Source organism: Cytobacillus sp. FSL W8-0315 (genome assembly GCF_038002905.1).
Taxonomy (GTDB): domain Bacteria; phylum Bacillota; class Bacilli; order Bacillales; family Cytobacillaceae; genus Cytobacillus; species Cytobacillus pseudoceanisediminis.
On sequence record NZ_JBBOOC010000001.1, the window covers coordinates 4,499,999 to 4,512,656 of the forward strand.

Here is a 12,658-nt window from a genome sequence, read left to right on the forward strand (position 1 = left end):
ATTATATAAAAGGATTAACATAAGTTTAGCAAACACTGACTTTTCCAGGATGTAAAAAACGATCTCAGTTGAGATCGTTTTTTGTTATTTGGCATATTGAGCTTTTAATTCGTTATACTCTTTTTCAGAACAGTAAACAAAATGTCCCGGAGTAATTTCACGCATTTCCAGCTTTTCATTGTCAGCATAATTGTGAACTGCTGTATCATATGATTTTCTTCTGCGGGAACGTTCCGTTTCCGGATCCGGAAGCGGAATAGCTGACAGCAGTGATTGAGTGTAAGGGTGCATCGGGTTTTTATATAAATCTTCTGCTGGCGCAAGCTCTACCAGTTTACCGAAATACATTACACCAATACGATCACTGATGTACTTAACCATCGATAAGTCATGAGCGATAAACAAGTATGTCAATCCTTTTTCACGCTGCAGTTTTTTCATAAGGTTTACTACCTGAGCCTGGATAGAAACGTCCAATGCAGAAATTGGCTCATCGGCAATAATGAAATCAGGGTCAACCGCAAGCGCGCGGGCAATCCCGATACGCTGTCTCTGTCCGCCAGAGAATTCATGAGGGTAACGGTTAGCATGCTCTTTGTTCAGACCAACTGTTTCCAAAAGCTCATAAACCCGCTCCATACGTTCCTTTTTGCTCTTTGCCAAACCGTGAATATCGATGCCTTCAGCAATAATATCGGCAACAGTCATACGCGGATTTAAGGAAGCATAAGGATCCTGGAAAATCATTTGCATTTTCCGGTTAAACTTTTTTAGTTCTTTTGCAGACTTTTTACCATGAACATCTTCACCTTCAAAAAGAACTTGACCGTCTGTTGCATCGTATAATCTGATAATGGTTCGACCAGTAGTTGATTTACCGCAGCCAGATTCACCTACAAGTCCAAGGGTCTCTCCCTTATAAATATCAAAAGTAATTCCATCAACTGCTTTCACCATATTGGGACGGCCTACATTAAAATGCTGTTTTAAATTTTTAATTTCGAGCAATTTTTCTGCCATTATTATTTTCCCTCCTTCACTAATACAGGCTTTTCAAATGTGGAGGATAATTGGCGCATACGTCTTTTTACAGCTTCCGGCGGCTCAACCTGTGGAGCATCCGGGTGAAGAAGCCAGGTTTTTGCAAAATGTGTTTCTGAAATCTGGAACATCGGCGGCTCTTCTTCAAAGTCAATTGCAAGTGCATATTGATTTCTGGCGGCAAATGCGTCTCCCTTTGGTGGATTTGTCAGATCCGGAGGAGTTCCAGGTATCGCAGCTAATTCAGCTTTATCATCATTTTCTAAGCTTGGCATTGATGCCAGCAATCCCCATGTATAAGGATGACGAGGGTCATAGAAAATTTCATCCACAGTGCCCATTTCAACAATCTGGCCAGCATACATTACAGCTACACGGTCCGCAACATTTGCAACAACACCCAGGTCGTGCGTGATAAAGATAATGGATGTATCCATTTTATTTTGAAGATCTTTCATAAGCTCCAGGATTTGCGCCTGAATAGTAACGTCAAGAGCTGTTGTCGGCTCATCAGCGATAAGCAGCTTTGGATTGGCTGCAAGAGCAATCGCAATCATTGCACGCTGTCTCATACCGCCGGAGAATTCATGAGGATATTGATTAACTCTTTTCTCAGGCATCGGAATACCAACAAGTCTCAGTAATTCAATTGCTCTGTTTTTGCCATCAGTCTTCGTCATATTTTGATGTTTAATCAGCACTTCCATTATCTGATTTCCAACTCTCATCGTTGGATTCAATGACGTCATCGGATCCTGGAAAATCATACTGATTTCCTTGCCGCGGATTTTTTCCATTTGTTTTTCTGTTTTTGGTACGATGTCTTCACCATTTAACAGGATTTGCCCGCCTGAAATTCGGCCTGGCGGCATAGGTATTAACTTCATAATAGACTGGGAAGTAACACTTTTGCCTGAACCTGATTCACCAACAATCGCAAGCGTCTCTCCCTTATGAAGGTCAAAGCTGACTCCCCGGACTGCTTTTACTGTACCTCCATATGTTTGGAATGAGACTTCTAAATTTTTTACTTCAAGTAATTTTTCCATGTTCTCACTCCTTTATTTACGCATTCTTGGATCTAGTGCATCACGCAGGCCATCGCCAACTACGTTAAAAGCAAAAATCGTTAAACAGATAAACGTAGCAGGGAAGAATAAGCGCCATGGGTAGTAACGCATAGCCGGCAATCCATCATTGGCCATTGTTCCCCAGCTCGCTATAGGCGGTGTTAAACCAAGTCCAATAAAGCTTAAGAATGCTTCAGTAAAAATAGCAGAAGGGATCGTTAGCGTCATTGTGACTAGTATAGGTCCCATTGAATTTGGAATTAAGTGTTTGCCCATAATTCTGCTTGTATTTGCACCAAGTGTTTTGGCTGCCAGTACATATTCCTGATTTTTAAGAGATAACACCTGACCGCGTACAATACGGGACATATTGATCCATCCTGTAATAGACATTGCAATGATCATAGTAGACAATCCCTGTCCAAGCACAACCATTAACAAGATTACTAATAATAAGTACGGTACACCATATAAAATATCGGCAAAGCGCATCATACCCTCGTCTGTGCGTCCGCCCTTATAACCGGCAATACCGCCCCAAAGCACACCAATAATTAAATCAATTACAGCTGCAGCAACTCCAATGAAGATGGAAATTCGTGCACCTTCCCATGTACGGGCAAATACATCACGGCCAAGATCATCTGTACCAAACCAATGTTCAGAAGAAGGCGGCTGGTTCTTGTTGCTCAGATCATTTGATGCATAATCATATGGAGTCATATATGGTCCAAAGATTGCCATGAAGATTAGCAGTCCTAATAATACTAATCCAAACAGGGCAAGCTTGTTTTTTCGAAATCGAATAAATACATCTTTCCAGAAAGAAAGACTGGGTTTTGAAATTTTTTCAGCTTCACCAAGCTGTGTTCCGACTAATTTGAACTTATCTTTCGAAATCTGCATAATTACTCTCCTTTCTTCCCGCCAGCAAGTTTGATGCGTGGGTCGATGATTCCGTATGCAATGTCAACAAGGAGAATAGATACAAGCAACAGAATACTGTAGAAAACTGTTACACCCATAATTACCGTATAGTCACGATTATTGATACTTGTTACAAAGTGTGCACCAAGTCCAGGAATACCGAAGATTCTTTCAATAACGAAACTTCCAGTTAAAATACCTGCCGTTAATGGTCCCATATAAGTTACAACAGGCAATAGTGCATTACGGATCGTATGTTTTACTGTAATTACTCCCCTGCTTAAACCTTTTGATTTAGCAGTCTTAATATAATCATTCGCCAGAACTTCAAGCATACTGGAACGAGTTAACCGGGCTATAAATGCCATCGGTGTGGAAGCTAGTGCAACGGCTGGAAGAACGCTGTGCATAAATGATTCCCATCGTGCTACAGGGAAAATACCCATTTTTATTGCCAGGAAATATTGCAGGAATGATGCCATGATAAAGGAAGGAACAGAGATACCTAATACAGCAACAATCATCGCTGTGTAATCCGGCCATCTATTGTGTTTTAATGCCGCAATGATTCCTAATAGAACTCCTACTGCAACGGCGATAAAAATGGCTTCCATTCCGAGAAGAAATGAAACAGGGAAACCTTCATTAATCAGGTCGTTTACAGTTTGGCTTTTATATTTAAATGATGGTCCAAAATCCCAGTTGACAATTCGAACGAGATACTCCCAATACTGTGCATACCATGGCTTGTCCAGCCCAAAGTGGGCATTCAGGTTTGCTTCAATTTCGGGAGGAAGTTTTTTCTCAGATGCAAAAGGGTTTCCGGGTGCAATGCGCATGAAGAAAAACGTTGCTGTAACAATCATCCAAAGAGACAGAAGCATGTACACCAAGCGTTTTCCAATATATTTCGCCATTGTCAAACACCTCCAATTTATTACAATGCCTTAATCAGAAACGAAGGTATATGGGATTGAGCATCCCATATACCTTTCGTAAAGTTTAGCTATGTTTATTCGAAGTATGCCCACTTATATTGGACATCACCTAGACCGGATACTGCAACATCTTTAAGGTTCTCAGCCTGTACCCAGTTGTTAGTATAGAAATAGATTGGAGCTACTGGCATATCTTCCATGAAGATTGCTTCAGCATCCTTCAATAACTGCTGGCGAGCTTCAGGGTCAGTTTCTGTTGCAGATTTAGCAAGCAGATCCTGGAACTCTTTGCTTTCCCATCCAGTATTGTTGTTACCGCCATCAGCGTCACGGTACATTTCTAAGAAGTTGATTGCATCGTTAAAGTCACCCAACCAGCCCATACGCGCTACCTGGTAATCCATTTGGTTTACATTATCAAGGAATACATTCCACTCAGCGTTATCAAGTGTTACTTCTACGCCAAGGTTCTGCTTCCACATATCCTGGATTGCCTGAGCAATCTTTTGGTGTGCCTCTGAAGTATTGTAAGAAAGAGTTACTGCTGGTAGTTCAGAAGCATCTTTCAATCCAAGCTCTTAAAGACCTTTTTGTAAATATTCTTTAGCTTTTTCTACATCGTTATCAGGGAAATAACCCTTTTCGTTTTCTTCAAACATTGAAGGTGGAACAATTGCCATTGCAGGAAGCTGTTCACCCTGAAGGATGTTATCAATAAGCTCCTGACGGTTGAGAGCATGTGCAAAAGCCTTACGGATATTGACATTATTAAATGGTTCTACAGTTGTATTAAACTTGTAATTGTAAATACCTGCGATTGGCTGAGTAACTAAGCGGCCTTCGTCTTTAAGAGCCTGCATAGCGTCAGTTGGAAGGGCACCTGTTGGAGCTCCAGCCCAATCTAGTTCACCGTTGTCAAACATTGATAATTCAGTATTAGGATCATTGATCATGATCATTTCAATGCTGTCCAGCTTAACTGTTTCAGCATCCCAGTATGTTTCGCTCTTTTCAAGAACGATCTTGTCACTGTGAGCCCATTCAACTAAATGGAAAGGACCGTTAGTAGTGAAATTTTCACCAGCGTCAGTTGCCCAATCTGGGTTGGCTTCAGCAATCTTGCTGTTGACTGGCAGATAAGTATAGAAAGCTGTTAATTCTTCAAAATATGGCGTTGGATTTACTAATTTAACTTCTAGTGTTTTCTCATCGATAGCTTTAACACCAACTGCATCCTTTTCACCTTTGCCTGTGTTGAATGCTTCAGCGCCTTCAAGGTAGTAAAGCTGGTATGCATAAGTTGAGTTGTTGGCAGGATCTAATGCCCATTTCCAAGCATATTCAAAGTCTTGAGCGATTACAGGATCGCCATTTGACCATTTCGCATCGCGAATTGTGAATGTATAAGTTTTTCCGTCTTCAGAAACTTTAATGTCTTCTGCCATTGCTTTTTCAGGCTTACCATCTTGATTGATGCGAGTAAGACCTTCTAATACGTTACGAAGTACAGTTCCAGAAGTCGAATCTTCTGCAAGTCCTGGATTTAATGATGGTGGTTCAGTGTTGATGTTTACTCTTAACTCCTGCGGTACATCAGACTTTCCGCCGTCGTCTCCGCCTTTTTCGCCGCCGTTAGCATTGTCTCCGCCGCCGTTACATGCAGCAAGGAACATGCTTAGCACAAGCAGCATGCTAAAAAAGATCGATAATCTTTTGTTCACGGTATAACCCCCTATTAAATTTCCTCAAACAATATCCTTACGCTTGCCTTTCACAAAAAACACAACTGTGCGCCCCAGATATATTGCTCAAATAGTCTGTTAATTCAATTTAAAAAATTTGCAGACTATTTAGAAGGCAACAAAAAAAGCAAGTTTATATTCTCTTAAAGATAGATTATCCTTATATTCTGATAATTCAGATTAAAAGGAGTAATCTATAAGATGTAAGCTATAAACTTACTCATTATGCACCATACTCTCGCTATCTGGAGTGATATAGTTTTGTTGTAAATGTAACAAAAACGTAAAGATTATGTTTGTTACGTTTATTATAAATAGTTTAAAAACTTATTGCAAGTGGCTTTTTGTACATGCAATCCAATCGAGTATGACATTTTTCGTCAAAAAGTCTTATAAATTAAGAATTTTTGAGATTTAAAAAAATTTTTCTTTTTAAGATTTTTTGCTATTTTAATAGGAATCATCACCCATATATTGTCAAATGCAGCCTTGAAATAGAGGCTATCGCTGACTTTTATTTTTCCCTTTATTAACTTGATTTTTGTATCCGGATAGTTTAACTTATTATATAATACAAATATAAATTAATTATCTAGTCGGCAATGAAAAAAGAGTAGTACATTTACTGAGGGTTTAACAGAGAGTCTGTGGCAGGTGCAAACAGGCAGCCCGGTAAATCGAATGGACTTTTGAGCTTCTGAATTTTTCAGGCGCTTCCCTGCGTTATCGGGGACCTATGCATTATTCTGCATAGGGCAGAGTGACTCAGTATTTGAGTAATTAGGGTGGCAACGCGGACCATTCGTCCCTATTTTAAAGGGATGAATGGTTCTTTTTTATGCTTTTTTTATGCTTATAGCACAAAAATTCCCCTTCACCGCCTGTCAATTCATGATCTTTTAAGCCGATTAAAGGAGGAAAAACATGAAAACTATATTTTCCGGCATCCAGCCCAGCGGTACAATTACCCTTGGGAATTACATCGGTGCCATGAAACAATTTGTTGAACTGCAGAATGACTACAATTGCTATTTTTGCATTGTTGACCAGCATGCAATAACAGTACCCCAGGACAGACTGGAATTAAGAAAAAACATCCGAAGCCTTGCTGCACTATATTTGGCTGTTGGGATTGATCCTGAGAAATCCACCCTATTCATTCAGTCGGAAGTTCCGGCCCATGCTCAGGCAGGATGGATGATGCAATGTGTTTCTTACATCGGTGAGCTCGAACGCATGACCCAATTCAAAGACAAATCAGAAGGTAAAGATGCCGTATCTGCAGGACTGCTGACCTATCCCCCTTTGATGGCTGCCGATATCCTTCTATACAATACTGACTTGGTTCCGGTTGGAGAGGATCAAAAGCAGCACCTGGAATTAACTCGCGATCTTGCAGAAAGATTCAATAAGAAATACAACGATATCTTCACCATTCCTGATGTAAGAATCGCCAAAGCAGGCGCTAGGGTTATGTCTCTTCAGGATCCATTAAAGAAAATGAGCAAGTCTGATCCCAATAAAAAGTCATTTATATCATTATTAGATGATCCTAAACAAATTGAAAAGAAAATAAAAAGTGCTGTAACAGATTCTGAAGGCATTGTTAAGTATGATAAGGAAAACAAACCTGGAGTATCCAATCTCCTTTCCATTTACTCAATTCTTACAGGGAAAACTGTTGCGGAAATCGAAAAAGAATACGAAGGCAAAGGATATGGAGATTTTAAAGCCGGCCTGTCAGATGTTGTTGTTGGAGCAATTAAGCCAATTCAGGATAAATATTATGCGCTAATGGAATCGGAAGAACTTGATCTTGTACTTGATCAGGGAGCTGAAAAAGCGAATAAGGCTGCATACAAAATGATTAAAAAAATGGAAAGTGCCATGGGACTCGGCCGTAAGAGAAAATAAAAAACAGCCTTTTGGCTGTTTTTTTATTTTTTCTAATTCACTTTTGGACCATGCTCCATTTCCCACATCTTCTCAAAAAACGGCTGTCCTTTAATTAAATTTTCACAAAACTTCTCGTGTTTAACTGACCAGCCGTATTTACTTTCATCGTAAAGTTCATACCATGCCTCTTCAAAGTTCATTGACTGTATTTTCGAATAGCGTTCCGGGCTCCACTCCGTATACCAATAACGGATCTCAGCATCATTTTTGGAAGAGTGAAGCTGATCCAGCGCCATAAACAGCAGCTGTTTAAGCTGTCTTTCTTTTCTCGTCAGGCCTGCCATCAAATCCGGAGATGGAGAAAGGATATGAAATTCCTTTAATGCTGTTTGATCATTAAACGAATAGGCTGCCGTTTCCTGATTTTCAAGCATTTCATATGCCAGCTGCTCCTGCCGCGGGATAAGTCTGCTTTTTCTGATAGGGATATTGTAGCCGATCGTATCGACTGCCAATATGCCTGTCCCGTCTGAAACAACAAAACAATACTCCAATTGAATGCGTTCATGATTTTTCCTTAAGTAAGCTTTTTGATAAATATCATCTAGCAGTTGTTGTGGCAGCTCAGAAAGATCATTTTCAATATAATTAAAAAGAACCGGGTCAATCTTTAACAGCGGAACCTGATCAAGCAGTTCTACGCCATCATCTTTTCTCCATTCATGAAAATGGCATACATTGTATCCATTCTCCTCTCCTTCAAACCAATTCACCCAAACATCATGAAGATACAACATTTTTCAACCCCCACTTCAACAAACTATTTGTCACTCAGTATGGGCAGTAGGCCGTAAATTTATTCCTATATTGCACTCGCAATCCATTTTTTGTAATAAATTTTGTAATGGCATTGCTGAATAAATACCTTCCCTTTATTCATTCACACTTGAATAAGGAAAATATATGCTTAAAGTTATAATAATAATACCGATCGGAAGCAAATAACATTCTGGACGCGAGATAATAAAATAGAGATATTCTTTGAAGGTATGTCCAGTTGTAAGCAAATTTAAATACCCTATTACACTGACTCCTCCTGAAACAGAAATCCCAAAACCAGTTAAAAGCCAAAATGCCCTAAATAACATTTTCTTTACTATATGCGTGAGTCCCAAAAGGTCTTAATGCTGCCATAAACTCACCCCAGTCTTTTTTTACATGTATATGAAGGAAGCTGTTCGGATATGTACAAGCTATTAGCCTGAAAAAAACAAAAAAACGCCTGAAATAGGCGTTTCTTAACTATCTGTTGGATTTAGGATTGAAGGCATCTTTTAAGCCTTCTCCAATGAAGTTGATCGATAGGATTGTAAATGTTAAAACCGCAGCTGGCGGAATCCATATCCACCACTTACTGGTTAAAACATCCGGACTTCTTGCTTCCTGAAGCATATTCCCCCACGTAGGAATGTTGATCGGAACACCGAATCCCAAGAAGCTTAGGCCTGTTTCAGCTACAATCATCGCTGCCAGTGTAATGGTCGCCTGAACGATAATGGTTGACATTACATTCGGCAGCAAGTGTTTAAAAATGGTCTTTGGTGCAGAGCATCCGATGGAAACCGCACTCATAATATATTCATTTTCCTTCTCAGCCATGACCTTGCTTCGCACAAGACGGGCAGTTCCTGTCCAGCTGAGTACACTTATTACGAATATAAGGGTTCCTGTACTTGATTCGATAAAAATTGATTTTAATACGATAACAAATAGCAGGAATGGGAAGTTCATCATAAAGTCTGTAAATCTCATTAGGGCATTATCGACCCAGCCGCCAAAATACCCCGCAGTAGCACCAACAAGAGTACCAATAGTAATAACAGCTAGCGTGATAGAGAATGCAAGCAAGAGTGAAGTCTTGCCGCCGTGCAGAGTTCTGGCAAAGACGTCTCTGCCTGACTTGTCAGTGCCAAAGTAGTGTTCAGCAGATGGTTCTTTACTCATTTGTGTTAAATTGATCTTAGCTGTCTCCTCAACTGGCATAGTTAGCGGCTCAGCCAATATGGACATTGCACAGACTAGCAGCAGGAAGACCAGACTGACCATTGCTACTTTATTGCGCAAAAACTTGCGGCGGGCGAGAGCCCATGGTGATTGACTCTTCGGAGGTTTAACAGGTTCTGCTAAACCTGGCGAAGTTTGCTGTGATATTGATGGTTCCATACTCCCACCTACCTAACTTAAACGAATACGCGGATCTACTAGACCATATAGTAAATCTGCAACTAAATTTCCAATCAGGGTCAAAATAGTCAGCATCATGGCAATGGCCATCATGACAGAATAATCACGTGCATTAACTGATTCTACGAATAAATAACCGATGCCAGGGTATGTGAAAATGGTTTCTGTGATAATTGCCCCTCCAAAAAGATTGGCAATATCGAATCCAAGTAATGTAACAATAGGTATGATTGAGTTTCTTAGAATGTGCTTATTATAAATCGCAGATTCTTTCGTACCTTTAGCTCTTGCTGTACGAACATAATCCTTGCGAGAGCTTTCGATCATATCATTTCTCAAGAACTGTGTGTAAGCGGCTGTAGCCATGGCTCCCAGGACAATAGCCGGCAATACTGTATGTTTTGCTTTACTTAAATAATATTCCAGTGTTCCCGCTTCTACCCCGCTGCCGATACTTCCACTGGCTGGAACCCATCCAAGATTGATGGCAAAAATATAAATGGCAACCAAAGCTGCAACAAAGCTGGGAATTGCAAGTGCTAGATAGTTAAAGGCTGATATTAAATAATCTCCCATGCTATAGGCAAATCGCCCAGAGTATCTTCCCATTAAAAAGGCTAATAAATAAGTAATTAAAAGAGCTGATATTCCTAAAATGATCGTGTTCGGCAAACGGTCACCAATTAATTCCATAACCGGGCGCTTATGAACAAATGAATCTCCAAAATCTCCTTGGACCACACCACTCATCCAGCGGACATACTGCACAGGAATAGGATCATTCAATCCCATCTGCTCACGCATTTCTTCAATATACTCCGGATCTGAGTTTAATGGGTCAATTTTTCCAGATAGGGCATCACCAGGCATAAGCTTTGCGAGGGTGAAAACCACTACTGAGATAAGGAAAATTATTGGAATCATACCTATGAGTCGTCGAATTGTGTACTGTAGCATTTCCATTCCCCTTACCAAACAAAAATTTATTCGCTGGTTAAACTTGTATTCCTTGGGAGAACAAAATCCCCCCAAGGAATACAGGTTCCTTTTATCCTATTACTCTACAATGTGCCACTTGTGGAACTCATCAGTTCCAAATGGAGTTACTTTCACTCCGCCAACACGCTTGTTGATCGCCCATGGATCTACACGCTGCTCGAAGAAAATGATCGGCAATTCTTCGTTAACAAGCTTTTGCCATTCGTTGTAGACTTCCTGACGGTGTTCAGTTACATCTTTACTAGCATCTTCAGGGAAAGTTACCCCTTTCTTGATTAGCTCATCAGACTTTTCACTGTACCATCTCCACATGTTCCACTTGTCAGTGGATAACCAGATTCCAGCTGGATCTGGATCATTAGCAAGTCCCCAAGCACCCATGAATGTTTCAACAGATGGGTCATCTGCTTCAATAGTGTCATAGAATAGGTTGAAATCTTTTAATGAACCGCCGTTTAGCTTAGCATTTAAGCCAACTTCCTGCCAGGATTGAAGGATGAATTGAGCACGTGCTTCTGAAGTTTCAGCGCCTGCCATTGCATCAAAATTAATTGTAAATGGCTTGCCTTCTGGATCTTCACGGAAGCCGTCGCCGTCTTTATCTACATAGCCTGCTTCGTCAAGTAATTTCTTTGCTTTCTCTGGATCATACTCATACTGATTGAGTTCTGAATCATCAATTTTTGCCCAAGATACTGATGGGAAAGGAGTGTTTAATGGTTTTCCTAATCCGTTTGCAAAGCCATCGATAAATGCCTGACGGTCAATTGCGTGTGCCATGGCATGGCGAAGGGATTTGTTCTGGAATTTCTTGTTATCAGAAACTACTACACCTTTTTTAGTGTCATAATGACCCCAGTCAAAAGCGATATAGCTGTAAGACATGGCATCTGCTTCTACTGGATTTACATTGTCAAGAGCTTTAATAGCTTCCCACTGATCTTTTGGAGCTTCAATAACATCGATTTCTCCGTTTTGCACTAAACCTTGCGCAAGAGAACCATCAATAATTTTGTAAACTACACCATCCAATTTAGCTGGTCCTTGCCAGTAATCATCAAAACGCTCAAATTCAATCATTTCACCAGGTACGATGTTTTTCACTTTAAAAGGCCCTACACCGATTGGAGTTTTACGGATTTGATCTGAGTCCGGAAGCTCTTTAGAAGAAATATCCCCGTAATGGTGCTTTGGCTCAGGATAAACCCAAATATTTTCCAATAAGTTAACAGAAGGCTCAGTTACTGTCACTTCAATTGTATAATCATCAACTACCTTGATCCCTTCAATTGACTCAGCTTTTCCGTCTTTATATTCTTGAGCACCTTTGATCATTGCTACGTTAGCAAAACGTGCACCTTCATAAGTTGGATCAGCAATTAAATACCATGCAAATTCCATATCTTCTGCTGTTAATTCTTCACCATCATGCCATTTAACTCCTTGCTTAAGCTTGAAAGTTAATTTAGTATTGTCTTCAGATAACTCATAATCTGCCAGATTCGGTTCAGATATAAGCTCATCATTTACTTTGAGCAAGCCTTCATGCATAAACTGAAGGGCATTGACATCATCTTCACCCTCGTAATAAGCATAAGATAAAACACCTTTAAATGGCTGAGTGTAACCGAATGTTACTGTTCCACCCTCTTGAGCTTCTCCTGATGCTTTCCCATCATCTTTTGGTTCCTTTTCAGTGCTGGCTTTCTCTCCGCCGCCAGAACATGCTGCCAGGAATACAGACATGACCAGCAGAAGTGATAGCAGCCAAAATGCTGATTTCTTCATTAGTTTCCCCCCG

The 12,658-nt window shown here is 40.3% G+C and carries 9 protein-coding genes, 1 pseudogene and 1 other annotated feature; of the genes and pseudogenes, 1 reads left to right on the forward strand and 9 read right to left on the reverse strand.

What is annotated here, in order from left to right; genetic code table 11:
• Positions 1 to 84 precede the first annotated feature (84 nt).
• From MKY20_RS23075 to MKY20_RS23095, 5 genes and pseudogenes are all read right to left on the reverse strand, one after another.
• Positions 85 to 1,020 (reverse strand): ABC transporter ATP-binding protein, encoded by a 936-nt coding sequence (locus MKY20_RS23075; protein WP_009331208.1) that lies wholly within the window; start codon positions 1,018 to 1,020, stop codon positions 85 to 87.
• Positions 1,021 to 1,022: 2 nt separating this feature from the next.
• Positions 1,023 to 2,090: an ABC transporter ATP-binding protein gene (locus tag MKY20_RS23080; RefSeq protein ID WP_009331209.1), complete on the reverse strand. Its 1,068-nt coding sequence runs from the start codon at positions 2,088 to 2,090 to the stop codon at positions 1,023 to 1,025.
• A gap of 12 nt (positions 2,091 to 2,102) precedes the next feature.
• The gene (locus tag MKY20_RS23085; RefSeq protein ID WP_026041682.1) at positions 2,103 to 3,020 is read right to left on the reverse strand and encodes an ABC transporter permease; all 918 of its coding nucleotides are present in this window, start codon (positions 3,018 to 3,020) and stop codon (positions 2,103 to 2,105) included.
• On the reverse strand, positions 3,020 to 3,955 hold the full coding sequence (locus MKY20_RS23090) for an ABC transporter permease (protein ID WP_009331211.1): 936 nt from the start codon (positions 3,953 to 3,955) through the stop codon (positions 3,020 to 3,022). The genes MKY20_RS23085 and MKY20_RS23090 overlap by 1 nt, the downstream gene beginning before the upstream one ends.
• Positions 3,956 to 4,050: 95 nt before the next feature.
• Positions 4,051 to 5,697: pseudogene (locus MKY20_RS23095) on the reverse strand (peptide ABC transporter substrate-binding protein).
• Positions 5,698 to 6,311: 614 nt separating this feature from the next.
• Positions 6,312 to 6,531: a binding site (T-box leader), on the forward strand.
• A gap of 111 nt (positions 6,532 to 6,642) precedes the next feature.
• On the opposite strand from MKY20_RS23095, the gene trpS reads away from it, so the two are divergent.
• Positions 6,643 to 7,632, forward strand: coding sequence for a tryptophan--tRNA ligase (gene trpS, locus MKY20_RS23100; protein ID WP_009331213.1), 990 nt, complete (start codon positions 6,643 to 6,645; stop codon positions 7,630 to 7,632).
• Positions 7,633 to 7,664: 32 nt separating this feature from the next.
• On the opposite strand, the gene MKY20_RS23105 is transcribed toward trpS, so the two are convergent.
• The 4 genes from MKY20_RS23105 to opp4A form a co-directional block, all read right to left on the reverse strand.
• Positions 7,665 to 8,411: a YjbA family protein gene (locus MKY20_RS23105; RefSeq protein ID WP_217027886.1), complete on the reverse strand. Its 747-nt coding sequence runs from the start codon at positions 8,409 to 8,411 to the stop codon at positions 7,665 to 7,667.
• Positions 8,412 to 8,916: 505 nt separating this feature from the next.
• Complete coding sequence (gene opp4C / locus MKY20_RS23110) at positions 8,917 to 9,837, reverse strand: oligopeptide ABC transporter permease (RefSeq protein WP_009331218.1); 921 nt, start codon at positions 9,835 to 9,837, stop codon at positions 8,917 to 8,919.
• Between the two features lie 12 nt (positions 9,838 to 9,849).
• Positions 9,850 to 10,815, reverse strand: a complete 966-nt coding sequence (gene opp4B / locus MKY20_RS23115; RefSeq protein ID WP_019381485.1) for an oligopeptide ABC transporter permease — start codon at positions 10,813 to 10,815, stop codon at positions 9,850 to 9,852.
• Positions 10,816 to 10,914: 99 nt separating this feature from the next.
• Entirely contained in the window at positions 10,915 to 12,645 is a 1,731-nt protein-coding gene (gene opp4A / locus MKY20_RS23120; protein ID WP_192908361.1) for an oligopeptide ABC transporter substrate-binding protein, read from the reverse strand.
• Positions 12,646 to 12,658 lie beyond the last annotated feature (13 nt).

What these genes read in the sequence shown, in the direction of transcription:
- MKY20_RS23105 (WP_217027886.1), bottom strand. Translation starts at nt 8,411, where the DNA reads ATGTTGTATCTTCATGATGTTTGGGTGAATTGGTTTGAAGGAGAGGAG.
- MKY20_RS23080 (WP_009331209.1), bottom strand. Translation starts at nt 2,090, where the DNA reads ATGGAAAAATTACTTGAAGTAAAAAATTTAGAAGTCTCATTCCAAACA.
- opp4A (WP_192908361.1), bottom strand. Translation starts at nt 12,645, where the DNA reads ATGAAGAAATCAGCATTTTGGCTGCTATCACTTCTGCTGGTCATGTCT.
- MKY20_RS23075 (WP_009331208.1), bottom strand. Translation starts at nt 1,020, where the DNA reads ATGGCAGAAAAATTGCTCGAAATTAAAAATTTAAAACAGCATTTTAAT.
- opp4B (WP_019381485.1), bottom strand. Translation starts at nt 10,815, where the DNA reads ATGCTACAGTACACAATTCGACGACTCATAGGTATGATTCCAATAATT.
- MKY20_RS23090 (WP_009331211.1), bottom strand. Translation starts at nt 3,955, where the DNA reads ATGGCGAAATATATTGGAAAACGCTTGGTGTACATGCTTCTGTCTCTT.
- trpS (WP_009331213.1), top strand. Translation starts at nt 6,643, where the DNA reads ATGAAAACTATATTTTCCGGCATCCAGCCCAGCGGTACAATTACCCTT.
- opp4C (WP_009331218.1), bottom strand. Translation starts at nt 9,837, where the DNA reads ATGGAACCATCAATATCACAGCAAACTTCGCCAGGTTTAGCAGAACCT.